Source organism: Bacillus sp. LLTC93, from assembly GCF_002993125.1.
GTDB lineage: Bacteria > Bacillota > Bacilli > Bacillales > Bacillaceae > Bacillus > Bacillus zhangzhouensis.
Map to the genome: position 1 here is coordinate 155,948 of NZ_PVME01000001.1, position 26,128 is coordinate 182,075.

Sequence of the window (26,128 nt, forward strand, 5' to 3'; positions counted from 1 at the left end):
CTTTTTTTATACTGGAAGATACGATACGTCAAATCAATGGGAGTGAATGTACATGCTAGATTCTGAATTTTCAAATCAATTAAAAGAGATTGTCGGTGCGTCTTATGTACAAGACAGCAAGGCGGATCGTCTTGCCTACTCATATGATGCGACACCAAATTTTCAGCATATGCCAGATGCCATCGTGAGCCCTCACACAGCCGAGGAAGTGCAGCAAATTGTTCGGCTTTGCGCCTTATACAAGGTGCCGATCGTGCCAAGAGGATCAGGAACCAATCTTTGTGCAGGAACTTGTCCCACACAAGGCGGCCTTGTGATGCTGTTTACAAGAATGAACCAATTAATAGAAATAGACGAAGAAAACCTCACCGCAACGGTGCAGCCTGGCTTGATTACCCAGGAGCTCATTCGCCAAGTAGAGGAAAGAGGTCTTTTCTATCCACCTGATCCAAGCTCTATGAAAATCTCTACGTTAGGCGGAAATATGAATGAAAATTCAGGTGGTCTAAGAGGCTTAAAGTATGGTGTGACAAGAGATTATGTCCTTGGACTTGAAGTGGTTTTGCCAAACGGTGACATCATCAAAACAGGCGGCAAGCTCGCAAAGGACGTAGCTGGATATGATTTGACCCGTTTATTCGTTGGTTCAGAAGGAACGCTCGGGATTGTCACAGAAGCAACGCTGAAGCTTTTGCCGCTTCCAGAAACAAAACAAACGATGCTTTGCTTATACGAAAGCCTAGAGGAAGCCGCTACTTCTGTCTCGGCCATTATTGCAGAGCGGATCATCCCCGCCACATTAGAATTTATGGATCAGCCAACCCTAGAAGTCGTTGAGGATTTTGCGAAAATTGGTCTGCCTACTGACGTTCAAGCGGTGCTATTAATTGAACAGGACGGCAATCCTGAAGCGGTTTCCCGTGATATGCAAACCATCGCAGCAGTTTGCCTGGAGCATGGTGCAAAAAGCGTCAATATCGCACATTCTGAAGAAGAGGCAAGTGCGCTCTTAACAGCGAGACGATCCGCTTTATCTGCTCTTGCCCGGTTAAGCCCGACAACCATTTTAGAAGATGCTACAGTACCCCGGTCTGAGATTGCCAATATGGTGCGAGCGATCGAAGACATTGCGAGGGAATACGAAGTGAAAATCTGTACGTTTGGTCATGCAGGTGATGGGAACTTACATCCTACTTGTGCAACAGATGCAAGAAATGAAGAAGAAATGAAGCGGGTGGAAGAAGCGTTTCAGGCTATTTTTGAAAAAGCGGTCTCACTTGGCGGCACCATTACTGGTGAACATGGCGTGGGCCTTATGAAAGCCCCTTATTTGGAGCTGAAGGTCAAAAAAGAAGGAATCGCGGCAATGAAAGCCATTAAAGAAGCACTTGACCCGGAAAATATCATGAACCCCGATAAAGTGTTTGGAAAATCAACAAGAAAGCGGGTGGTGGTCTCATGAATTCCTCTAAACAAAAAGAGATTCATCAAAAGTTCCAGCAGCAAATGGATGAAAAGGAGCTGCTCAATTGTATGCGCTGCGGATTCTGCCTCCCTTCCTGCCCTACCTATATTGAATCCGGTCAACAAGAAACGCACTCTCCCCGCGGCCGAATTGCTTTAATGAAGGCGGTAAGGGACGGTGTGATTGAACCAGATGAAGATGTCGAACATTCACTTAATCTTTGTCTTGGCTGCCGTGCATGTGAACCGGTCTGCCCTTCTGGTGTCAAGTATGGGCGATTACTTGAAGATGCAAGAGACATCATTCAGCAGCATAAAAAACAATCGTTTCCTGTTAAATGGATGAGGCGTGCTGTTTTTAAAGGTCTCTTTCCTTCACAAAGCCGTATGCGACAAACCGCAAGTCTTCTTAGATTTTATCAAACATCTGGTTTGCAAACTGCTGCTCGTAAGACTGGGATGCTGAAGGTGCTTCCCTCGCATTTACAGTTGATGGAACAGGCACTCCCAAAGGTGCCGCGTCAAAAAAAAAGCCGTTTGACTGAATACAAAGCCAACAGTCCAGCAAGAAAACGTGTCGCATTTTTTTCTGGCTGTTTAATGGACACGGTTTTTTCCAGTACAAACGAAGCGACAATCCAGCTTCTGCAGCTGTCAGGCTGTGACGTTGTCGTCCCTCCTATTCAGACGTGCTGCGGAGCACTTCATGGCCATAGTGGAGAAAAAGAGCAAGCGAAACAGTTAGCAAAGCAGAATATTGAAGCCTTTGAGGAGGCGGATGTAGATGCAATTGTTATGAATGCAGGCGGATGTGGTGCCTTTTTAAGTGATTACGATCATTTGCTTCAGGATGATCCAGCTTTTCAAAAGCGAAGTGAAGCCTTCTCAAAGAAAATCACGGATATATCAGACATTCTAGTGGAGCTGGAATTTCATCGCCGCATTCCTTTGGCTTTGCCTGAACAAGTCATCACCTATCAAGACTCTTGTCATTTACGGAATGGAATGGGTGTACAAGGCGCGCCAAGGGTGCTTATGAAGGCGATTCATGGTGTTTCGTTCAAAGAAATGAAGGATGCCGATCGCTGCTGCGGCTCGGCAGGGATTTACAACATCTTGCAGCCAAAAATGTCGATGCAAATTTTAGATCATAAAATGTCGGAAGCAAGTCTAACAACGGCTGCTGCCATTGTCACATCTAATCCTGGCTGTCAATTGCAAATGGTGGCAGGGATCAAACGCTCAGGGCACTCACCGAGCATGCGAGCCGTTCATCTCGCTGACTTTTTATTAGAAGCCGTCCAATATGGAAAGGAAGCGTCCAGCTCATGAAGCTGAACGCTTTTTTCATGCATATCTTCAGACAATTTGTTGGATAATAGAGGAAAATCGCGGAAGGAGACGGTTCAAGTGCTGAAGAAAAACAAACAACATCAGAAGGACCCGAATTCAGTGTTTGAGGCATTATCACGTTCAGCAGATTTCACCAATGAACTGTCTCATGTTGAAGATCTCTACTACCGGATTTCATTTTTCCGCTCTTTAATTAACGGAAACCTTCTACATGAACAGATTCTTCCTTGTATCAAACAAAGAAGTGCTCTTCAAACATTAGAAGAATTAAGAGAGCTGATTCCAATTGAACAAGCTGTCATCACTAGCGAGCATCAGAAAATAAGCGACAGTCTCCAACGTGGATATATCGCCATTCGTTTTAGCTCTGATTGGAGCAAAGCGCTTCTCCTCCCAATCGAAGAAAAAAAGGCAGGCCGGTCGGTCCGCCTGAACTTGAATTTGGCATCATCAGTGCACAGGAAGCCTTTGTCGAAGTTCTTGACACAAATTTAAATTTAATTAGACGAAGACTCCCAACACCAGATTTAAGAGTTGTGGAAAAGACTGTTGGATCGTTATCTCAAACAAAGGTCGCGATCCTTTATATTGATCAAGTGGCGAATCCCGATAACGTCGAGACGGTTATTCAGCGAATTGAAGATGTCAATTATGATCAAATTTTAGATGCGAATTATCTTGTTCAAATGCTCTATGACGTGTCTAATACCATTTTTCCGCTTTTTTTAAATACAGAACGACCAGATCGTGTTTCTTCAGGGTTAACCGAAGGGAAAATTGCGATCATGGTCGATGGTTCACCGCATAGCTTGCTTGCACCGACCATTCTGTTAGAGTATTTTTCAACAATGGAAGACTATAACATGTCATGGATCGCAGCTTCTTGCTTCCGCCTTTTACGTATGTTTGCCGTCATTTTTTCTATTTTTGCCACGCCTTTATATGTTGCGGTTTTAACATTTCATTATGAACTGATCCCGACTGATTTATTGGAAACCATTGTTGCATCACGATATCTTGTTCCTTTTCCGCCCATTATCGAAGCGCTGTTTTTAGAGATTTCAATTGAATTGTTAAGAGAAGCTGGCTCCCGCCTGCCAACAAAGGTAGGTCAGACGCTAGGTATTGTTGGAGGGATTGTCATTGGACAAGCGGCCGTTGCAGCAGGGTTAACGAGTAATATTTTACTCATTATCGTGGCATTATCAGCCCTTGCCTCTTTCGTCACACCTATTTACAAAATGGGTAGCGCCATTCGGCTTCTACGCTTTCCTTTCCTATTTGCAGCACAGATTTGGGGTGCACTTGGTATCAGTTTAATGGCCTCATTCCTCATCACCCATTTAATGAAATTGACATCAATTGGTCAGCCATATTTAGAGCCGATTTATCCGCTTCGCTTAGCAGACTTAAAAGACAGTTTTATTCGGCCGCAGCTCCGCTTTCTAAAAAACAGACCGAAAAATTTACGTGGACAAAATGAAACCATTCATCGCCAAAAGCCTAAGCAGGGACGCAAGGGGAAAAACGATTTTTATGAATAAGGAAGTGACATCATGAGCTCATCTTCTGTCAAAGAGAAATTTCAATTGTCCCCTTTTTTTGTGTTGTTTTTAATCAATGCCAACCAAACAGGTGTTGGCGCCTTAAGCTTTCAGACGAACCTTGTGCGATCCGTGAATAATGATGGATGGATAGCCATTCTGATCGCAGGTTTAAGCGTGAACTTGATGATTTTTCTCATTTATTTTATGTTTCGACAATCTCCTACCTCAGAATTTAGTGAAATTACTCAATTTGTGTTAGGTAAATGGCTCGGACAGTTTTTCAATGTGCTTTATATTCTCTATTTTTCTTCGTTATCTTTGATCGTACTTGTTCATTATATGGATGTCGTTCACGTATGGCTTTTTAAAGACATCCCTGGCCTGCTATTTGCAGGTGTCTTGCTTTTACTCGTTTATTATATTCATACAGGCGGATTCAGAACGGTGGCTGGATGGGCTTTTTTTAGTATTGTCCTGACGTACTGGCTGACGTTTGTTTGTTTTTATGTCATGAAATATAGTCACATTCGCTTGATGTTTCCAATGTTTGATCATTCGATGTCAGAGATGCTCGTCGGCGTCAAAGATGCCTCTATGACGATGTTTGGCTTTGAAACACTGCTTGTTTATTATCCTTTTATCAAAAAAGCTCAAACCTCACAAAAGTATGCCCAGATTAGTGCAGCAGCTACAACCGTTTTAAGTATGTTTCTTTTTTTAATTTCCATTGCTTATTACTCAAGTGCACAAATTAAATTAACGAAATGGCCGACACTCACGTTAACAAGCATTGTCAAGCTCCCTTTTATCCAGCGATTTGAATTTATTGAAATATCAATGTGGCTATTGATCATTATCCCAAATGTTGCAATCCCCTTATGGGCAGCTAGTAGAATGGCAAAACAGGTTTTTCACACAAAACAGTCGATCACTTTACTCGTACTCAGTGTCATTGTTTTAACGATGTTCACATTTTTTATAGATGCCACAAGCTTTGAAACCTTTAATGAATGGATTGAATATAGTGGGTTTGTCCTTATTTATGGTTTTATTACATTACTTGCAATTGCCTTATTGCTCAAAAAAAGGCTGGTGAAAAAAAGAGCATGAAACGTTATCTTCTTATCAGTCTCATGTTAGTCAGTATCACGTTATCCAGCTGTGCGCAGCCGCGACTTTTAGATGAATTGAACATTGCTCAAGCAGCAGGATTTGATTTGTTAGAAGAAGGAGAAATGAAGGGGTTTTTTGTCTTCCCTGTATTTAAGCGTGAACAGCAAGGCAGTTATCAAATATTAAGTGCACGATCCAACACGCTGAGCAACATTCAATTTCTCGTATCAGAAAAATCTCCTTTTCCTGTCGTCATGGGTCAGGTGCAGGTGATTTTGATTAGTGAAAAGCTAGCGACAGAAGTCGGTATGATTGACTTAATGAATTACATTTACCGTGATCCCATTATCGGAGCAAGACAGGTTTTTGCGATAGTCGGCGGTGAAGTGGAAGATCTTTTATACACAAAAATGAATCAAACCAACTTAAATATTGGGGTGTATATCGCTGACCTCCTCTCGCAAAATATGCGCAACGGCAATGAGCCATTGACGAATCAGCACATTTTTATGAATCAGATGCTTGCAAAAGGTGTGGATGCATACCTTCCTTATATCAAAAAAACAAGCAATGCCATACATGTCACAGGGGTTGCCTTATTTGATAATGAAAAAATGGTTGACCAAATTCCAGGGGACAAAGCCTTTACATTTAAAGCGATGATTGAGAACCATAAAAATGGTATTTATGAGTTTAGGTTAGGTGATCATGCGAAAACGCATGTTGTGATTGAAAACATCAAATCACATGTGTCCTATCAAATACGGAAAACAGAGCATTTGAGAAGGAAACCTAAGGTGACGATCACCATCAAACTCAAGGGTGAATTAAAAGAATTCATGAAATACAAAAGAATTGATTCCCCCTCGATCTTACAGCATGTCGAAAAAGAAGTGGAAAAACGTGTTGCTCAGCAAGGAGAAGACCTTGTTCAAGCATTTAAAAAGCAGAAAATAGATCCGCTTGGATTAGGCTTGAGATATCGGTCAAAAGACAAAGCAATGACACCGGAGAAATGGGATGAAATTTATCCTGATGTAGATGTTCACATCAAATGCCAGATGAAGATTGTTCAAACCGGCGTGAGCCAATAATTGAAAAAGACTGCATATGAAAAGGGCTGAGCCATTTTTCAAGGGCAGTCTTTTTTTAATCTTCATCTTTTACATCGGGGTCTTCAGGGATCGGTTCATTTAAGATTTCTTGGACGAGCTCTTTATATTGTTCAAGCTGCTTCAAATGTGTTTGAAACTGTCCTTGATAAATCAGGTAAGATTCTCCGTCATATACGTAGCGAATCTTTTTTTGCTGGATTAATTTTTCAATATACGCTTCTGATACTTCTAAGTATTCAGCTGTTTCTGTGATTGTTAAATACATGCATGTGCACCACCCGTTCGTTTCATCTCACAAATTATATCACGAGCTGTTCAAAAAACGGATACCGCCTGTTCATGTTTTTTTCATCTTTTCTTCACTGATTCGTCAACTCCCTTATGTACAGTATTCATACACACAATTTTTAGGAGGTGACCATTCTTCACATGACAAGGAAAAACATTCGAACCTATGCCGCGTTTTCAATTGTAGGAGCAGGCAATACGCTCATTGACTTGATCTTTTTCATCCTTCTAACCGCCTGCTTTGTCCCCCCATTCCTTGCGCAGTGCCTTTCCTATAGTGCAGGGATGATGAACAGCTATTTTTGGAATCGAAAATGGACGTTTCAAGTAAAAAAGAAACCTGACAGGTGGGAATGGATCAAGTGGATCACTGTCAATGGGGCGGCGTGTCTTCTTACCTACTTCGTCTTATACGTCATGCAGCTAGCAAATTTCTCATTATTCATCAGTAAATTGGTCGGCACCCTTCTTGGCCTTATGATCACTTTTACTGGAAGCCGCGTTTGGGTCTTTCAAACAGAAAATAAACAATCAGAAATGGAGCGTTGATCTCATGAACATAAAAAAAGCCGTTATACCAGCAGCCGGATTAGGAACACGTTTTTTACCAGCCACCAAAGCACAGCCAAAGGAAATGCTGCCCATCGTAGACAAACCTGCCATTCAATATATAGTAGAAGAGGCTGTTGAATCAGGGATTGAAGATATCCTCATCATCACAGGGAGAAACAAGAAATCAATTGAAGATCACTTCGATCGGTCGATCGAGCTAGAACAAAATTTACTCGAAAAAGGAAAGAATGAACAGCTGGCTGAAATCAGGCATATTGCGGAAATGGCCAATATTCATTACATTCGTCAGAAGGAACCTCTAGGTCTCGGACATGCAGTGTTATGTGCACGTCATTTTACCGGCAATGATCCTTTTGCTGTTCTTTTAGGTGATGATGTGATGGTATCAGACAAACCCGCCCTCTCTCAGCTCATGGAAGTCTATGAAGACAAACAAACAGAGGTAATTGGTGTTCAGCAAGTCGATCGTCTAGATGTCAGTAAGTATGGTATGATAAGACCAGCTAGACTAGAAGGTCATGTGTTTGAAGTCACAGACTTGGTGGAAAAGCCAGCCATTCATGAGGCGCCTTCCGATTTAGCCGTGATGGGCAGGTATCTTTTAACCCCATCGATTTTTTCTGTGTTAGAAAGAATCGGCAGAGGCGCTGGTAACGAAATACAGCTGACAGACGCTCTGAAAGAGATTGCACATCAATCACCCATTTATGCAAGACGATTAGATGGTTTGAGATTTGATGTTGGAGATAAGCTTGGCTGTTTTAAGGCAGCGACTGAAATTGGATTAATGCGTCATGATATGAGGCCAGCCATGCTAGCATATATAGAAAGCATACTCATGAGAGAAGCAAAACAAGCATAGGCTCTTATAAGAATGCTTGAAGAAAATCGTATTTAAAGGCAGTGTGAAATGAATGGGAACCTTTTTTAATGAAATTTTAACCTGGCTGACAAGCCTCGGTTACGTAGGTGTTGCACTTGGACTCATGATTGAAATCATTCCGAGTGAAATTGTTCTGGCCTATGGCGGATATATGGTATCAACAGGAACCATTGGTTTTGTTGGGGCTGTCATTGCTGGGGTCATTGGAGGCACGCTTGCGCAGTGCTTTATTTACTGGATTGGTCTTTACGGCGGAAGACCTTTTTTAACAAAGTACGGAAAATATTTATTCATCCATGAGCATCATATTGCCACTGCAGAGCGCTGGTTTGACCGATATGGAACAGGTGTCGTGTTTACAGCGCGCTTTATTCCTGTTGTGCGCCATGCCATCTCGATCCCAGCCGGTATTGCCAAGATGCCATTTTTAAAATTTGTCCTCTTGACTGGATTAGCTGCCATCCCTTGGTCCATCTTATTTATCTATCTCGGGATGCAGCTCGGGACAAAGTGGGATCACATTCAAAGTGTTGCCCACACTTATACAACTCCTATTATGGCTATTGCCATCGTCCTTATCGTTCTGTATTTCGTGCTAAAAAAAATGCGTACGAATCGAAAACGGACAATCTAACGAAAACGCCTTTCACTGATGTTGTGAAAGGCGTTTTTTTCTGTTAGTGTGTCGATTGTTTTTTCATATATTTGGATAATTCCATAATCATTGCACCCATTCTCTCAAAAGACGGGGCAAGAATGCGGTCTACTCCCTCCTCTTTTAAAGCTTCAGCCGTTACTTTTCCGACAGCTACAGCCAGTACATGCTGCTCAAATAGGTCTTGCAGTTCTTCTTTTCTGCCCCATTCTGATGCTAGTTTGAAAAAGGCATGAACCTGAACTGCGGTCGTAAAGCAGACAGCCTGGACTTTCCCATCTTTCATTTCTTGAAGCAATGTTTCAGCAGCCTCTGGTTCAGGAGGCGTGTGCTGATATGGTAATAGCGGCAAAACATCTGCCCCCTTATCATGTAAAAATTGCATGAGAGCTGGCGCATTTTCGCCGTGAAGCTGAACCATGACCCGTTTGCCTTGAAACTCTTTGTCTTCAAGCTTTGAGATGAGATCACGAATGGTTCCATCTTCATCAGAGACATCTGGCTGAATACCGTGTTTTTTGAGAGCAGCAAAGGTTTTGTACCCTCTTGAAGCGATGTGGGCTTTTGATAAAATGTTCATAAATGCTTCTCCGAGAGTTAGTTCTTCTGCACTCTCAATTAATGTATTTGTGCCGATGCCTGTTGTTAAAATCACCCAGTCAGCCCCTTGTTTCACAAAGGTTTCGATGCCTGGTTTTAACTCCTCTTTGGCTAAAAACACTGTTCCTTGAAGGGAGCGAATAACGGCTTGTCCTCCTTGCTTTTCAACAAGTGTACGCATTTCTTCTGTTTTTCTCGTTCCACAAATGGCAATCGTTTTTCCTGCTAAGCCTTTACTCATTCTATCCCTCTTTTTCTATCACATATTATATGTATTAAATATAGATTTATTTGGAAGAGGTTGCAAGTGTCTACTAAAAAAGAGCTTGACGTTTCTGTGGAATTCGAGTATCTTTTGTAAGTGCAAATTGTAGGAGGTCATTATGGAAAAACAGAATGTTCAAGCAATTCGATTATCAATTGCAGACCCAACACCACTTGGTTTGTTTGGTTTAGCAATGGTGACGCTCGTTGCGTCCTCACAAAAACTAGGAATCACAGATGGCACTTCCCTTATCTTACCTTGGGCTATCTTCCTTGGAGGAATCGCGCAGCTTATTGCGTCCATACAAGATTCAAAGCATCAGAATATTTTTGGTGCCACTGCCTTTGGCGCATTCGGTCTTTTTTGGATGGGCGTTGGAACCACTTGGCTCATTCAAGCTGGCGTTTTTGGGAAAACGCTTGCGGGAGCTGCGGATCCAAAACAACTAGGTTTTGCTTTTATTGGTTATTTGATTTTCAGCTTGTTTATGACGATCGGTGCAATGGAAACACATAAAGTGTTATTTATGATTTTCGTCTTTATTGATTTCTTATTCATTGGCCTTTCCCTTAGCTCGTTTGGTGTGATGTACGATGTGACCCATACCATTGCAGGCGTATCAGAGCTGATCATTTCCCTGCTTTCATTCTATGGTTCTGCAGCGGTTGTGCTCAATACACATTTTGGTCGTACTGTGCTGCCAGTTGGACAACCATTTCGCGTTTTTACAAAAGCATAAATAAAAAAGAACTGCTCTGTGCAGTTCTTTTTTCATACTTATTTTTCTTGTTCCTCTTGAAAGATGTCTGCAATGATTTCATAAGAGCGCATTCTTTCTTGATGATCAAACATATCAGAATTAATCATCACTTCATCTGCTTGAGTGGCTTCAATAAAGGCTTCCAATTCTTTTTTCACCTTTTGCTTATCCCCAATCATGGTAGAACTTAATTGTTCATCAACCATCGCCTTTTCATATGGACTCCACAGTCCATCCATACTGTCAACAGGGGCCTTGAGTTTTCCTGGTGTATTGCGAATGAGACTCAAAAAGCGCTGATAATGGGAGGTCGCCAAATATTCAGCTCGCTCTGTTTGATCTGCAGCAAAAACCGTCACACCCACCATCGCATAAGGCTCTTTTAACACATCAGAAGGTTTAAATGACTGTCTGTACAATTCTAAAGCAGGTATTGTATTTTTAGGCGAGAAATGAGCAGCAAAGGCAAATGGCAATCCAAGTTCTCCTGCAAGCCTTGCGCTAAAACCACTTGAACCAAGAAGCCAAATCGGAATATCCAATCCTTCTCCCGGAACGGCTCTGACATGTTTTTTGACCTGACCTGTTGGTTTGAAATATTGCCGAAGTTCTTCAAGCTGCTCAGGGAAATCTTCTCCGTTATGAAGGTTTCGTCTGAGAGCTCTTGCCGTTAACTGATCCGTTCCTGGTGCTCTGCCAAGGCCTAAATCAATTCTCCCCGGATACAAAGTCTCAAGTGTCCCAAAATGTTCTGCAATGACAAGCGAAGAGTGGTTTGGAAGCATAATCCCCCCAGATCCAACCCGGATTTTTTCGGTTCCCCCTGCAATATATCCTATTAATACAGACGTTGCGGAGCTCGCAACACCTTCCATATTGTGGTGTTCTGCAAGCCAGTATCTATGATACCCCCACTTCTCCGTCTTTTTTGCTAAATCCATACTATGCTCAAAGGACTCTTTAATTGTGCCCCCTTCTGTCACAGAGGATAAATTTAAAACGGAATAAGCTGTGTGCTTCAAAACTGATTGACTCATAAATGATGTCCCCATTTCTGTCAAAAATCATATTAGTTTCATTCTTTCAACACCATAACATAAAATCATTTAACTTTTAAATCATTTGATTCGATGATTTTCGAAATGATAAATTTCTAGGTTTTACTTCCGATTTGAACATTTGCACATAGAATGAATTATCAATTAGAGGAGATGGGCAATTTGTACAATCAATTCGATCACAAATGTCCCTTTTGTGGCAAAAATCATGGGCAGCCTCATTATAAAAGATCACGTCATGAACGAGTACAAAACATCGACTGCCCATTATTAAAACATAAACTTCCAAAACAACCTCAAGCAAATCACCCTTGCCACAATGCAAAAGGACAAAACAAATCAAAGCCAAACCAAACCATTGTCAGAAGAGGTCCAGCAGGTCCACCTGGACCTACTGGTGCGACTGGTAGCAATGGTATAACCGGTCCTACTGGTGCAACTGGAATAGGATTAAGTGGAATTGTCGCTTTTGACCCAGCGATAGCGCCAACATATCCAGTAGGTCAAGTCGTAACGTTTGAAGGTGGTACTTATATTGTGAACACTGCACCACCTTCGGGTACGCCAGATACGTCACCAGACTATACCATATTAGCAGCACCAGGATCTACTGGTGCGACAGGTGTTACTGGAGATACCGGTGCTACTGGAGATACTGGTGTTACCGGAGATACCGGTGCTACTGGTCCTACTGGCGCAACTGGTGTTACTGGCGCAACTGGTGTTACTGGTCCTACTGGCGCAACTGGTGTCACTGGAGATACCGGTGCTACTGGAGATACTGGTGTTACCGGAGATACCGGTGCTACTGGTGCAACAGGTGTTACTGGTGTTACTGGCGCAACTGGTGTCACTGGAGATACCGGACCTACTGGCGCAACTGGTGTCACTGGAGATACCGGTGCTACTGGCGCAACTGGTGTTACCGGAGCTACCGGACCTACTGGTGCCACTGGTGTTACTGGAGATACCGGACCTACTGGCGCTACAGGAGCTACCGGACCTACTGGTGCCACTGGTGCTACCGGAGATACTGGGCCTACTGGAGCCACTGGTGCAACTGGAGATACTGGGCCTACTGGTGCGACAGGTGTTACTGGAGATACCGGACCTACTGGCGCAACTGGTGTTACTGGAGCTACCGGACCTACTGGCGCAACTGGTGTTACCGGAGCTACCGGGTCTACTGGTGCGACAGGTGTTACTGGAGATACCGGACCTACTGGTGTGACAGGTGCTACTGGAGATACCGGATCAACAGGAGATACCGGGCCTACTGGTGTTACCGGAGATACTGGACCTACTGGTGCCACTGGTGTAACTGGAGATACCGGGTCTACTGGACCAACAGGTGCAACTGGAGATACTGGTTCTACTGGTGCGACTGGTGTTACTGGAGATACTGGGCCTACTGGACCTACCGGACCTACTGGTGCGACTGGTGTTACTGGAGATACTGGGCCTACTGGCGCAACAGGTGTTACCGGAGCGACCGGACCTACTGGCGCAACAGGTGTTACTGGAGATACCGGACCTACTGGTGCCACTGGTGTTACCGGAGCGACTGGTGTAACTGGAGATACTGGGCCTACTGGACCTACTGGACCTACCGGACCTACTGGTGCGACAGGTGCAACTGGAGATACTGGGCCTACTGGCGCAACTGGTGTTACCGGAGCTACCGGACCTACTGGTCCAACTGGTGCCACTGGTGTTACTGGAGATACTGGGCCTACTGGACCTACTGGCGCTACAGGAGCGACCGGACCTACTGGTCCAACTGGTGCCACTGGTGTTACTGGAGATACTGGCGCTACCGGAGCTACCGGGCCTACTGGGCCTACTGGTGTAACTGGAGCCACTGGTGCAACTGGAGATACTGGTTCTACTGGTGCCACTGGTGTTACTGGAGATACTGGGCCTACTGGACCTACTGGCGCTACAGGAGCGACCGGACCTACTGGTCCAACTGGTGCAACTGGAGATACTGGGCCTACTGGTCCAACTGGTTCTACTGGTGCGACAGGTGCTACTGGAGCTACCGGACCTACTGGCGCAACAGGTGCTACTGGAGATACTGGCGCTACCGGAGCTACCGGGCCTACTGGTCCAACTCAAACGGCTCTTTATGCCGGAAATACAACCGGTCCTACAATCATTACTGTTGTTGGTGGTACGAACATTGCTTTACCAAGTAATCAAAATATCAATGGATTTACACCGAATGGTTCAAATGATACTTTTACTGTACAACAAACAGGTAAATACTATATCACATACCAAATTAATACAACAGTTGCACTTTTAGTTAGTGCACGGCTACTTCTTAATGGAGCCACTGTCATCCCAGGCTCTATTCAATCACCGGTGGTCTCAACCACAATGATCAGCAACACATTAATTGTGAATTTAACTGCTGGAAATACGATATCATTGCAATTGTTTGGGGCAATTGTAACAGCTATTTTAATTGGTGGAGGGGCAACCGGGGCATCCCTTACAATCATAAGACTCAGTTAACGAAAAAAAAGAAGGGCTACTTTAGCCTTTCTTTTTTGTTTCTTCTATTGCGTTTATACAGGTTTCAATATCATTTGATTGTAAGAGATGAAAAATGGACTGTATGCTTGAAAACTTTAAATTCCACCATTCCAATGACTGAAGTTTTTCAATTATGTTAGAAGAAAAACGATATTTCATTAGCTGCTGCGGGTTTCCTGCCACGATTGCATATGGTGGCACATCTTTTGTAATCACACTATTTGCACCAATCACTGCACCGTTTCCTATACATACTCCTGACATGATCGTCGCTCCATAACCAATCCAGACATCGTGTCCTATATGGACATCTCCTTTTGATTTTGGGTGTCCTTTAATATGAGCAGCTTCTTTGAAAATTTGATTAAACGGATAGGTTGTGACCCAATCTGTTCGGTGTTCACCGCCAAGAAAAATCTTTACTTCGTTTGCGATGGAGCAAAATTTCCCAACGTTCAGTGTCGTTCCTTCCCCCCACGTAAGCACTTGGAAATCTGGTCCGGCATAGGAAAAATCACCGATGTCATACGAGCTGAGTTCACTTCTTTGATTCAAAAACATAGAAGATCAAACCTCCTAAAAAGTAATGGATCTTCGTATGTATATGCTGATTGACATCCTCACATTATGATTTAACAAGCGCTTCGATCTGTTTTTTCTTCCATACCAACTGATAGTAGCCATATTGAAGGAGTAAGTTCACAAAGAAAGCCGCAGGATAGCCTATCCAGATTCCCTTAATGCCAAGTGAGGTATAGTGTGATAACACATAAGCAACTGGTACTTCAACAAGCCAAATGGAACAAATACTAAAAATCGTCGGCCATAGAACCGTTCCACTTGCTCTCATCGTGGCTGCAACGATTTGAGCTGTTCCGAAAATGAGATAGCTCCATAGTGTAATGACGACCAAACTATACGCAATATCTATCGTCCTAGGATCTGTTAAAAAGATGGATAAAATCTGCGGGGCAAATATATAGACGAAAATAATGATGAATCCACCTATGGCGAAGTTTAGCCCTAGCCCTATTTTAATGACATCTTTTAGACGGTTGATATTTCCTGCCCCAATGAATTGTGCTGCAAAGATAGAGACCGCTATGCCAAGACTCACTGCTGGCATTTGCACGTAACTCACGACCTGATTGACAACACCATAGGCAGCTGTGGCCTGTGATCCATAATCGTTCACAAAAGAAATGACGGCAATTTCTGATAAAGAAATGAGGATCATATTAATACTTGAAGGAATACTTAGCTTTAATAACGTTTTTAATAGATCCCCTTTCATCAATAAATGCCTTCTAACCGACGCATCAATGCGCAGCGGGTGCTTTGTCTTATATAGATAGATATGTAGAATGATGAACGTCACAATTGTTGAAATCACAGAGGAATACGCAGCGCCGTATAAACCAAAAGCCGGCAGTCCTAGCCAGCCAAATAATAAAATCGGCAGCAGCAAAATATTCGTTGCTGTGCTAATCATTAAGAAATAAAAAGGCGTTTTCGAATCCCCTGTCCCTCGTAAAAAGGTCGTATAAACAAAATAAAGAAATAAGATCGGCATTGAGATGAATAGAATTCTGGCATAAGCCGCACTTTCCTCCACAATATTTGCGGGTGTTCCCATTAGATTTAGGATGTCTGTTGCGAATAAACCTCCAATGATAGCTAAAAAAAGTCCGATCAAAAAGGTGAACGAAAGCGTTGTGCCAATAATTTCTTTTAATCTCTGTTCATTTTTTGCTCCATATGCTTGTCCAATTAGGATGGAGCTTCCTGATCCAATTCCAATGGAGAATGAAACGAGTAAAAAGAAAAGCGGAAAGAATGCAGAAATAGCAGCTACTGCATCCTCTCCAATCCATCTGCCGACAAGTACAATGGACACAAGCTGTCCGATTGATTGCAAAATATTGCTTAGCAAAAGTGGAATGAGAAAAATGGACATGGTTTTTACTAAAGATTGATTGTTATCTAACGTCATGATGGTTCCCCTTCTCTGTCTAAAGATCCTCAGCTAAGATGCTGACAATACGGTCTTCTATATCCTTTCCTTTTTCGTCATCTACAAGATGATTTAATAGGATAGAAAAAGCGAGTGTCTTTCCGCTCTGCGTTTCAATATATCCAGAAAGTGTGCTGACTGTTGATAATGATCCCGTTTTCGCACGTACCTTTTCTAGAGTAGCTGGTTCTTTCAATCTGTTCCTTAACGTTCCTCCCACCATTCGTTCGCTTGCCCCTGCTAACGGAAGCGCATGTTCATAGGTCTTAAACCATTTTTCCTGTTGAATGTTTGTCAAAAATAAAGTGAATTGGTTTGCAGAGACAAGATTAATAGGTGATATGCCTGATCCATCTCTTAACACAGTGAGTGATGGATCTACGCCAAAGGCAGGAAGGCGTTCATTCATCACGTCCAGCCCTTCCTCAAAACTCCCTTTGTTCTTTACCTGCTTGCCAAGTTCCTTTAACAGAATTTCTGCATGAGTATTGTTGCTTAATTTCATCATAGGAACAAGCAGCTCTGATAAAGGCATGGATGAATGGGAAGCGATTTTCTTGGCTTTTTTAGGAACGTGTTTTGTTTTGAGTGGTCCTTTCACCTGTATCCCTTCAGCTTTTAGCGCTCGTTTCATTAAATCTAAAGCATAGGTTGTCGGCTCCCATAATGCTATCCATTGTTTAGATGAACTTGCTTTAAGAGGAATGGTTCCAGTCAACGTAATCTTGTTTGTGCCATGAGAGCGCTTAAAAGATATCTTCTTTTTTCCGGCTTCTGGAACAGTTTTCACTCGATTGATGACTTGAGCAACATCAGTCTTCGGGATCATGTCATAGGTGGCTTTATGCCCCGCTTTCTTTCCTGGCTTTACTTCGAGAATAATGGTTCCTGCATCATAGTCTTGATTCGGTGAAGCGGTGAGAGCAGATATTTGTGCACCGTAGTATTGATCCTCATCACTCCACGGCAGATCAATGGAATATCTCGTATCATCAAACCAAGTGTCATCTGCTACAAGCTGCCCGCGAACTGTATGTATTCCAGCCTTTTTGACTTGTTTGGCAAGTGCTGCAAAATCCTCCTCTAATAAAGTCGGATCTCCTGTGCCGCGAAGATAAAGGTTGCCATGTAACGTTTTCTTTTGAATAGAACCATCCATCCAGATGTCTGTAGGAAATGTGTGTGTTTCTCCAAGTATATCAAGGGCGATGGCTGATGTGAGCAGTTTCATATTAGAAGCCGGAGTAAGACGGATATCAGCTTGATGTTCATAAAGAAGAGAGGTGTCAGAAGTATCGCGGACGCTGATGCCGGAGATAGCGCCCTCTAAGTCAGGTGCTGTTCGTATGAATTCGTCTAAAGCTGTGATCCATTTTGATTGATCATCACGAGCCGTGAGTTGTTCATCTTTCACTGAAAAAGGGAGAAATAAAATCGACAGGATACATATTTGTAGAAACATGAACTGTGAAAAACGCTTCACGCAATTCCTCCTTTTTAGAGAAGCAGCTAATTTTAGAAGATTATGTTCATTATACACAAAAGAACGTTTGTTCTCAAAGGTTTTTTAAACAGAAAAGTCAGCTTTCTTTGACGAAAACTGACAAGCCCTTTACCTCTTTTTTGGATTCCAGCCATCGGTGCCGCCAAGTACAGACTGAACCGTGATTTGACTTGCTTCGTTTTTTGTTAAAATCGTTGACCATTTCACGCGGTTTGTCACATTGCTTCCTGCCCCCGTTGATCCAAATTCTTTATACCGTGCAGTTCTTTCATTATCACGGTTATCCCAATTATGCCAGCCCTCTGTTTTGATATGATCATCCATTTTTGTATGAAGAAACGTCACAGCAGAATAAGGTCTCCACGGACGGCCTAAATAAACAGATTGAGCAGCAGCTGTTCCCTTATTTAACGTGGATTCAATGAAAACGTAGCCGTACTTTTGGGCTTCTGTTGTGGATGCCGCAGTAATATACCCATTTCCAAGACTTTTTATTTCAGCTCTTTTAAACACAGCCGTTGCTGAACCAAAAATGAAATCTACCGTGCCCTCGATGTAGCAGTTTTCGTAATATTGCCGGCCTGTGCCTGTTGCATAAAGCGTATCTTGATAGCCAAGGACACGTACTTGCTTGAACGCGGCCCGGTCTCCAGACACATAAAGGGCAACAGCCTGACCTGCATGTCTGCCAGCTGTGTTTTGAAAGGTGATATTTTCTGCATAAAAGTCGTTCGCACGAATCATTGTACTCGAGCTATTGGTTGTACTCCCAGTGCTAGCATTTGTATCATCATACGTCAGAATCGTCTTGTGCTGATTTTCTCCGATAAAGGACACGTACGGCTTATTTTGCGGAAGGAGAATCTTTTCTTTATAAACACCATTCTTAATATATATCGTCGTTGGCTGTTGATTGTTTGCTGGAATCGCATCAATAGCAGATTGAACCGTTCGAAATGACCCATTTCCTTTTTGATCGACCACCAGAACACGGTTTGTTTGATTCTTGTGTCCAGCCGCTTTAAGTGAAGCTGAGTCAAAAAGGAAGAAAGACAATACTATCATAAGCAGTACCCTTCCATACTTCATCACATATCTCCCCCTCGTTTTGTGAACGTTTTCATCGAAACATTCTTTTTGATCTTATTCATTGACCAGACGAAAAAACACCCACCTTTTTATATTGTGGATGTTTTTTCAGATTTCTCATATTTCATCGCATAAATGCCTTCATTTTCAATCCATTCACAAAATAGAACGTCTCGATAGGAAGAAATGTGCTGCTTTTTTAATTGCTCAATCAGCCATGACTCGTCAAATCCAGCTTCCTGTAAGTCTTTTTTTAAAATTTCCCCATCGATAATAAACGTTCTAGGCAATTTGACTTCTTTTCCTTTCACGTTCACATCTTCTGCTGTGGCTGGTGCGTATTTCATTTTCGGTAGCACGCTGACTGACCCGTCCGTTTCTAAAATGGCAAATTCAATTTCATTAAGGGCAAAATGGCCCTTCGCTCGAATAAGTGTCTGCAGCTGATTTAAATCAAGCATATTCTTCTTCAAGCGATTGTAGCGAATTTTTCCCTTATCAATCACAAGTGTTGGTCTTCCTTCTAAAAGAGCACGAATCGATTTAAATCTTTGCGAAAGCCATTCAACTGTGTAAATCAAAACGCCCCATACCGCAACAGCAAAAAGAATGTGCTGAATGCTGACTTTTGGATCAAAGATGGCGTTTCCGACCATTTCCCCTAATATCAGCGCAGAAATAAAATCAAATGGCGTGATTTGTGCAAATTGTGTTTTCCCTAATAATTTTGTAATAGAAAATAAGGCGAAAAATCCGATCAATAGTTCAATCAAAATGTTAAAAAACGGCACAAGCTTACCTTCCTTTCTTACTGCATTTATCTACAGCATGTACATGTAAGGTAGGATCTAAACCGTTTACAAAGGCAGCAAAATAAAAACGTCGTCTTCCTCAACCAATGTTTCATACGTTTTGACGCACCCGTGATCTGGTGCTTGAACGTTACCTGATGAAAGATGGATTTTCCAATCAGCGTTCTTTTAGCTGTATCTCCACTAGAGCGGGAAAAAGTGATAGTAAATCAAACCATATCTGAATCATAAAAAGCCATGATCACTATTGGATCATGGCTTTTCTATATATCATAAACACCCTTTGTTTGACCTATTTTGGCAGAACCGAACTCCCCATTAAATAACGGTCTACCTCGTGTGCCACTTGTCTGCCTTCGTTAATTGCCCAAACAATCAGACTTTGGCCACGTCTTGCATCTCCCGCTGCAAATACGCCTTCTACATTTGTTGTATATTCCCCATACTTTGCGTCAATGCGATTGTTTTTGCTGTCCACACCAAAGTGTTTCACTAGTGGCTGTTCAGTTCCCTCAAAACCAATTGCAATAAAGACAAGCTGAGCAGGCCATACCTTCTCTGTTCCTGGAATCTCATGAAATTCAAACTTCCCATGTTCGTTTTTCACCTTTTCCATTTGAATGGTATGAAGCTCTTTTAATTTCCCGTTTTTATCTGCCACAATCTTTGTGGTTTGAATCGAATATTGACGTGGGTCTTCTCCGAATTTTGCTTGTGCTTCTTCATAAGCATAATCGAGTGAGAAGACATAAGGCTGCTCTGGCCACATATTATCCCCTACACGTGTATCTGGAAGCTTTGGATGCTTTCCGAATTGAACAACACTTTTTGCTTTTTGGCGAAGCGCAGTTGCTACGCAGTCAGCACCTGTATCTCCTCCGCCAATGACAATTACGTCTTTTCCTTTTGCATCAATGAAATTTTTATCTTTAAATCCTGAATCAAGCATGCTTTTTGTTGCGAGTGTTAAATAATCCATCGCCAGGTGAATCCCTTTTGCTTCACGGCCTTCGATTAATAGGTCGCGCTGCTTTTGTGCACCTGTACAGAGGATAACCGCATCAAATTGCTCTTTTAGCTCATCGGCAGTGATATCCACGCCAATTTCTGTGTTCGTGACAAAGTCAATGCCTTCTTGTCTCAAAAGTTTCACTCTGCGCTCAACGACTTCTTTGTCCAGCTTCATATTCGGAATGCCATAGGTGAGCAGTCCGCCAAGTCGATCAGATCGTTCAAACACGGTCACGGCGTGTCCTGCTTGGTTTAATTGATCAGCACTTGCAAGTCCTGCTGGCCCTGAACCGACAATGGCAATCTTTTTCCCTGAACGGCTTGAAGGAATTCTTGGCGTAATCCATCCATTCTCAAAGCCTTTATCAATGATCGTGCGTTCGATATTTTTAATCGAAACAGCTGGATCATTGATGGCGACTGTACATGAGCCTTCGCAAGGCGCTGGACATACTCTCCCAGTAAATTCAGGAAAATTGTTCGTTTTTTGCAGTCTTTCGAGCGCTTCTTTCCATCTCCCGCGATAGACAAGGTCATTCCACTCTGGAATTAAATTGTAGATCGGGCAGCCAGACACGCCGCCCCTGATTTCCATCCCAATTTGACAAAACGGTGTTCCGCAATCCATACATCTAGCACCCTGCTTTTTCAATACCTCATCTGTATAAGGAGCTGAATATTCTTTCCAGTCATTTTGACGAGTGAGAGGGTCACGTTCATTTGGCTTTTCTCTTTGATAATCCATAAAACCTGTTGCTTTGCCCATTGTCCTCTCCCCTTTCTTAATGAGCGAGGGCTGCTTTTTGCCCGTTTGCCGTTTCTTTATTTTTCGGTTTTGTATTTGCTTCAAAAGCGAACATCACTGCTTCTTCATGACTGAGACCCGCTTGTTTTTGTTCTTCAATGCTTTGAAGCATCATTTTGTAATTTCTCGGAATGATCTTAATGAATTGATCCTTTTCTTGCGCCCAGTTTTCTAGAAGTGCTGATGCTTTTGAGCTGTTTGTATAATCAAGATGCTCCTTAATCATTTGTTTTACTTCTAGTTCTTCTTCATGATCTGTAAGCTTTTCAAACATGATCATTTCCATGTTGCACATTCTTTTGAACTGCTTTGCATCCGATGTATGCACGTAAGCCACACCGCCAGACATGCCTGCGCCAAAGTTTTTTCCGACGTCCCCTAAAATCACAACACGTCCGCCAGTCATATACTCACAGCCGTGATCGCCGATTCCTTCAACGACCACATGTACCCCAGAATTACGAACGGCAAAACGCTCACCAGCACGCCCGTTAATATAAGCCTTTCCGCTTGTTGCACCATAGAATGCGACGTTTCCGACAATCACGTTTTCATGTCCATTTTGCACAAAGTGGTCAGAGGTTTTGACAGCAATTTTGCCTCCAGAGAGTCCTTTGCCGATATAGTCATTTGAGTCACCTGTTAAATATAAGGACATACCCTTTGGCACAAATGCGCCGAAGCTTTGTCCAGCTGAACCAGTGAAACGCAGTGTAATCGTATCCTCTGGCAATCCTTCTTCCCCGTAGCGCTTAGACACTTCACTGCCAGTAATTGTTCCGGCCACACGGTTGATGTTGCGGATGTTCAGTGATAGATCCACCGGTGTTTGATGATTCAGCGCTTCCTGTACATAAGGGAGGATCTCATTCATATCAAGTGATTCATCAATTTTATGATTTTGCGGTGTTCTGAACATTCGCGGCCCTTCTGGTTGATAAAGCAGTGTTTCGAGGTCTAGCTGTCCTGCTTTCCAGTGAGATTTTGCTCGTTCACTGACCGCTAAAACGTCTGTGCGTCCAATTAGTTCATCCATTGATCTAAAGCCAAGTTCAGCTAAGATTTCTCTTACTTCCTCTGCAATATACATCATGAAGTTCACAATGTGATCAGGGTTACCCATAAATTTTTTACGAAGCTCTGGATTTTGTGTCGCAACACCGACCGGGCAAGTATCTAAATGGCATGCTCTCATCATCACGCAGCCTAAAACGACTAGTGGAGCTGTCGCAAAGCCGTATTCTTCTGCTCCTAAAATCGCAGCCATGACAACATCGCGGCCTGTCATTAACTTTCCGTCAGTTTCAAGAACGACTCTCTCGCGAAGACCGTTTAAGACAAGGGTTTGATGTGCCTCTGCCAAACCGAGCTCCCAAGGAAGTCCTGTATGTTTAATACTTGTTTTCGGCGATGCCCCTGTGCCGCCATCGTATCCGCTGATCACAATGACATCGGCAGTACCTTTTGCTACACCTGCTGCAATGGTGCCAACGCCAGCTTTAGACACAAGCTTGACACTGATGCGTGCGTCACGGTTCGCGTTTTTCAAATCATGGATCAGCTGAGCCAAATCCTCGATGGAATAAATATCATGATGCGGAGGTGGTGAAATCAGGCCAACACCCGGCGTAGAACCACGTACATCTGCGACCCAAGGATACACTTTATTTCCTGGAAGCTGACCGCCTTCTCCAGGCTTTGCGCCTTGCGCCATTTTAATTTGCAGTTCATCTGCATTCACCAAATAATGACTTTTGACACCAAAACGGCCTGAAGCAATTTGTTTAATCGCACTTCTGCGATCATCGCCGCGTTCATCTACTGTAAAGCGAGCAGGATCTTCTCCGCCTTCTCCGCTGTTACTTTTACCGCCAATTCGGTTCATCGCAATGGCAAGTGCCTCATGTGCTTCCTTACTTAATGAACCAAATGACATCGCACCCGTCTTAAAGCGGCGCACAATGGATTGAGCAGATTCAACCTCTTCAAGAGAAACTGGCTTTTGTTTCGGATGAAAAGCGAATAGATTTCTAAGGAAGCCCATTCTTTCTTCATCTGCTGCCTTCGTATATTGTTTAAATAGATCATAATCTTCGTTGCGGCAAGCCCACTGAAGGGTATGAATAGTTTTTGGGTTAAAGGCATGATGCTCTCCGTTTTTTCTCCACTGGAATTCACTGCCTGATTCGAGTGTTTGGTCAGTAGCTGCCTGATATCCTGCTTCATGACGAAGCTTTGCCTCACTAGCAATGGTGTCAAGATCAATTCCGCCAAGCTGCGATGCTGTTCCTGTGAAATACGTCTGAATGACGTCTTCACTAATGCCGACTGCTTCAAAGATTTGCGCCCCTCTATAACTTTGCACAGTGGAAATACCCACTTTAGACATGACTTTGACGACACCCTCGGTCACGCTTTTGCCAAACTTTGTGACAGCCTCATCAAAGCTGATAGAGATGGCTTCTTCTGCAATAAGCTGTTTGTATGTTTCATAGACGAGATAAGGGTGAATCGCATCTGCTCCGTAGCCAATGAGTGCTGCAAAATGATGGACTTCTCTTACTTCTCCAGATTCGACGATCAGACTCACCTTTGTTCGTAAGCCTTGACGCACCAGATGCTGGTGAAGTGCACTTAACGCAAGAAGTGGTGGAATCGGCACTTTTTCTTCCGTCATTTCACGATCTGAAAGAATGAATAAAGACACGCCCGCGCGAATGGCTTTTTCCGCCTCTTCAAACATCGCATCCAGCCCGCGCTTTAGATCACCGGTGAAAAGTGTATGAATCGTTTTGCTTTTAAAGGCATTATGAACAATCGTTTTCAAACCGTTAAATTGCCCGCTCGTTAAGACCGGTGTATAAAGTTTAATTCTTCGGCATGAATATTCATTCGGGTGTAAAATATCTCCCTCGGCACCTAACCAAGTCATGGTCGATGTGACAAGCTGCTCACGAATCGCATCAATCGGCGGATTCGTTACTTGTGCAAACAGCTGCTTGAAATAATTAAAGAGAGACTGTGCACGATCTGATAAAACAGCAAGCGGTGTGTCACTTCCCATTGAACCGATTGGGTCCTTGCCTTCCTCTAGTAACGGAATTAAATACTTTTGAATGTCTTCGTACGTATAATGGAAAGCACGCTGACGTGTCAATAAATCATCGATTATACTAGAATTTTCTGAATTTTCTTCAGAGCGATTGACGTGGACCATTTCTTCATCGAGCCACTTTTGATAAGGAAGCTCATTCGCAATCGTCGACTTCACTTCTTCATCAGAAATAATTCTTCCTTCTTCTAAATCGATTAACAGCATTTTTCCTGGCTCAAGACGGTCTTTATATTTGACATCTTCTTCATTTGTGTCGATCACGCCGACTTCAGAAGAGAAAATGATATGATCGTCATTTGTGACATAATATCTTGCCGGTCTTAATCCGTTTCGGTCTAAGATGGCCCCGATTTGTTTACCGTCAGTAAAGGAAATCGCTGTTGGTCCATCCCATGGCTCCATGAGAGAACTATGGTATTCATAAAATGCCCGTTTCTCTTTCGACATGTGCGTATTTTCAGTCCACGGCTCAGGAATGAGCATCATGGCTGTATGAGCAGGTGTACGGCCTGCAAGTACAAAAAATTCAAAGGCATTGTCTAAAATGGATGAATCACTTCCGTCTGCATTCAGCACTGGCAAAATCTTGTCTAGATCTTCTCCGAAGGCTTCAGACACGAATTGTTGTTCTCTCGCTCTCATCCAATTGATGTTTCCTCTTAATGTGTTGATTTCTCCGTTGTGAATTAAGTAACGGTTTGGATGGGCTCTCTCCCATGTAGGGAATGTATTTGTACTAAATCTTGAATGAACAAGCGAAAATGCAGAAACAAATGTTTCATCCTGGAGATCAAGATAAAAAGTATCGACTTGATCTGACGTTAAAAGCCCTTTATATACAATGGTTTGACTGGATAGACTGACAAAGTAAAATTGTTTTTCCTCTGCTGTTCCCCAGTTTTCAGCCTGTTTACGAATGACATATAATTTTCTTTCAAATGACAAACGATCTGTTACGTTGTCGTTTGCCCCGATAAAGACTTGCCTGACAACCGGACAGCTCTTCGCTGCAACAGTACCAATTTTCCCTGCATCGACAGGAACCGTTCTCCAGCCAATTAATGTTTGACCTTCTTGTTTAATGAATCCGTTGATTTTCTGTTCGATGGCTTGACGCGTTTTTTCATCATCATCTTTTGAAAAGAAGACCATTCCTACCCCGTAACGGCCCTTTTCAGGAAGCGCAAATTCTTTGCAGTTCTTTCTAAAGAAAGCGTCTGGCAGCTGTACCATTAAGCCAGCACCATCACCTGTATACGGATCACTGCCTTGCCCGCCGCGGTGATCAAGCTGGCACAGCATTTGCAATCCCTTTTTGACGATGCTGTGTGTCGCCTCCCCTTTTAAATGGGCGTACAGTCCGATTCCACATGCATCATGTTCAAATTCAGGACGGTAGAGACCTTGTGGTTGTGGTAGTTGATTATAAGTCATCGTTTCTCTCCCCCGTTTAAAAGATCCGTTTTTTCACAGTAATAAAATCTCACAAACTCTGTAACTTATTTTAAGTTTTCAAATTAATATAAACAATATATAATTTAGATCAAAACAATCTCTTTTTGA

The 26,128-nt window shown here is 42.8% G+C and carries 19 protein-coding genes and 2 pseudogenes; 10 read left to right on the forward strand and 11 right to left on the reverse strand.

The genetic code is table 11. From position 1 onward, the window contains the following. The first annotated feature begins 52 nt into the window (after positions 1–52). The 5 genes and pseudogenes from glcD (at position 53) to C6W18_RS00840 (ending at position 6,571) form a co-directional block, all read left to right on the forward strand. Entirely contained in the window at positions 53–1,462 is a 1,410-nt protein-coding gene (gene glcD, locus C6W18_RS00820) for a glycolate oxidase subunit GlcD (RefSeq protein ID WP_105925385.1), read from the forward strand. Beyond that, a complete protein-coding gene (locus tag C6W18_RS00825) occupies positions 1,459–2,796 on the forward strand; it encodes a (Fe-S)-binding protein (protein ID WP_105925387.1) in 1,338 nt (445 codons plus the stop codon). The genes glcD and C6W18_RS00825 overlap by 4 nt, the downstream gene beginning before the upstream one ends. Positions 2,797–2,874: 78 nt before the next feature. After that, positions 2,875–4,361: pseudogene (locus C6W18_RS00830) on the forward strand (spore germination protein). A gap of 12 nt (positions 4,362–4,373) precedes the next feature. Continuing rightward, entirely contained in the window at positions 4,374–5,474 is a 1,101-nt protein-coding gene (locus C6W18_RS00835; protein ID WP_105925389.1) for a GerAB/ArcD/ProY family transporter, read from the forward strand. After that, positions 5,471–6,571, forward strand: coding sequence for a Ger(x)C family spore germination protein (locus C6W18_RS00840; RefSeq protein WP_105925391.1), 1,101 nt, complete (start codon positions 5,471–5,473; stop codon positions 6,569–6,571). The genes C6W18_RS00835 and C6W18_RS00840 overlap by 4 nt, the downstream gene beginning before the upstream one ends. Before the next feature lie 55 nt (positions 6,572–6,626). Here C6W18_RS00840 and C6W18_RS00845 read toward each other — a convergent pair whose 3' ends face one another. Further along, positions 6,627–6,857, reverse strand: a complete 231-nt coding sequence (locus C6W18_RS00845) for an excisionase family DNA-binding protein (RefSeq protein WP_105925393.1) — start codon at positions 6,855–6,857, stop codon at positions 6,627–6,629. Between the two features lie 164 nt (positions 6,858–7,021). On the opposite strand from C6W18_RS00845, the gene C6W18_RS00850 reads away from it, so the two are divergent. The 3 genes from C6W18_RS00850 to uptA are packed head-to-tail and all read left to right on the forward strand — an operon-like array spanning position 7,022 to position 8,970. Then, complete coding sequence (locus C6W18_RS00850; protein WP_105925395.1) at positions 7,022–7,429, forward strand: GtrA family protein; 408 nt, start codon at positions 7,022–7,024, stop codon at positions 7,427–7,429. Between the two features lie 4 nt (positions 7,430–7,433). Next, the gene (gene galU, locus C6W18_RS00855) at positions 7,434–8,315 is read left to right on the forward strand and encodes a UTP--glucose-1-phosphate uridylyltransferase GalU (RefSeq protein WP_105925397.1); all 882 of its coding nucleotides are present in this window, start codon (positions 7,434–7,436) and stop codon (positions 8,313–8,315) included. A 52-nt stretch (positions 8,316–8,367) separates the two neighbouring features. Then, positions 8,368–8,970, forward strand: coding sequence for an undecaprenyl phosphate transporter UptA (uptA, locus tag C6W18_RS00860; protein ID WP_034322656.1), 603 nt, complete (start codon positions 8,368–8,370; stop codon positions 8,968–8,970). Positions 8,971–9,013: 43 nt separating this feature from the next. On the opposite strand, the gene C6W18_RS00865 is transcribed toward uptA, so the two are convergent. Beyond that, positions 9,014–9,832, reverse strand: a complete 819-nt coding sequence (locus C6W18_RS00865; protein ID WP_034322653.1) for a uroporphyrinogen-III synthase — start codon at positions 9,830–9,832, stop codon at positions 9,014–9,016. A 142-nt stretch (positions 9,833–9,974) separates the two neighbouring features. Between C6W18_RS00865 and C6W18_RS00870 the strand changes: the two genes are divergently transcribed. Continuing rightward, positions 9,975–10,595, forward strand: coding sequence for an acetate uptake transporter (locus C6W18_RS00870; protein ID WP_105925399.1), 621 nt, complete (start codon positions 9,975–9,977; stop codon positions 10,593–10,595). A gap of 38 nt (positions 10,596–10,633) precedes the next feature. Here C6W18_RS00870 and C6W18_RS00875 read toward each other — a convergent pair whose 3' ends face one another. After that, positions 10,634–11,653 (reverse strand): LLM class flavin-dependent oxidoreductase, encoded by a 1,020-nt coding sequence (locus tag C6W18_RS00875; RefSeq protein WP_105925401.1) that lies wholly within the window; start codon positions 11,651–11,653, stop codon positions 10,634–10,636. Positions 11,654–11,836: 183 nt separating this feature from the next. Here C6W18_RS00875 and C6W18_RS20555 point away from each other — a divergent pair, with 183 nt between their 5' ends. Beyond that, positions 11,837–14,194 carry a beta strand repeat-containing protein gene (locus tag C6W18_RS20555; protein WP_411266064.1) on the forward strand — a complete coding sequence of 786 codons (2,358 nt, stop codon included), beginning with the start codon at positions 11,837–11,839 and terminating at the stop codon, positions 14,192–14,194. Between the two features lie 21 nt (positions 14,195–14,215). Here C6W18_RS20555 and C6W18_RS00885 read toward each other — a convergent pair whose 3' ends face one another. From C6W18_RS00885 to gltB, 8 genes and pseudogenes are all read right to left on the reverse strand, one after another. Continuing rightward, positions 14,216–14,776, reverse strand: coding sequence for a CatB-related O-acetyltransferase (locus tag C6W18_RS00885; protein ID WP_034319363.1), 561 nt, complete (start codon positions 14,774–14,776; stop codon positions 14,216–14,218). A gap of 64 nt (positions 14,777–14,840) precedes the next feature. Continuing rightward, positions 14,841–16,208 carry an MATE family efflux transporter gene (locus C6W18_RS00890; protein ID WP_105925403.1) on the reverse strand — a complete coding sequence of 456 codons (1,368 nt, stop codon included), beginning with the start codon at positions 16,206–16,208 and terminating at the stop codon, positions 14,841–14,843. A gap of 19 nt (positions 16,209–16,227) precedes the next feature. Then, on the reverse strand, positions 16,228–17,712 hold the full coding sequence (dacB, locus tag C6W18_RS00895) for a D-alanyl-D-alanine carboxypeptidase/D-alanyl-D-alanine endopeptidase (protein WP_105925404.1): 1,485 nt from the start codon (positions 17,710–17,712) through the stop codon (positions 16,228–16,230). A 129-nt stretch (positions 17,713–17,841) separates the two neighbouring features. After that, positions 17,842–18,822 (reverse strand): pectinesterase family protein, encoded by a 981-nt coding sequence (locus tag C6W18_RS00900; RefSeq protein WP_105925406.1) that lies wholly within the window; start codon positions 18,820–18,822, stop codon positions 17,842–17,844. Between the two features lie 89 nt (positions 18,823–18,911). Next, positions 18,912–19,613 carry a DUF421 domain-containing protein gene (locus C6W18_RS00905; protein WP_105925408.1) on the reverse strand — a complete coding sequence of 234 codons (702 nt, stop codon included), beginning with the start codon at positions 19,611–19,613 and terminating at the stop codon, positions 18,912–18,914. A gap of 66 nt (positions 19,614–19,679) precedes the next feature. Then, positions 19,680–19,793: pseudogene (locus tag C6W18_RS20225) on the reverse strand (nitrite reductase small subunit NirD); the annotation flags it as partial. Positions 19,794–19,926: 133 nt separating this feature from the next. Beyond that, positions 19,927–21,411 (reverse strand): glutamate synthase small subunit, encoded by a 1,485-nt coding sequence (gltD, locus tag C6W18_RS00915; protein WP_105925410.1) that lies wholly within the window; start codon positions 21,409–21,411, stop codon positions 19,927–19,929. A 16-nt stretch (positions 21,412–21,427) separates the two neighbouring features. After that, positions 21,428–25,999 (reverse strand): glutamate synthase large subunit, encoded by a 4,572-nt coding sequence (gene gltB / locus C6W18_RS00920; RefSeq protein WP_105925412.1) that lies wholly within the window; start codon positions 25,997–25,999, stop codon positions 21,428–21,430. Positions 26,000–26,128: the final 129 nt, after the last annotated feature.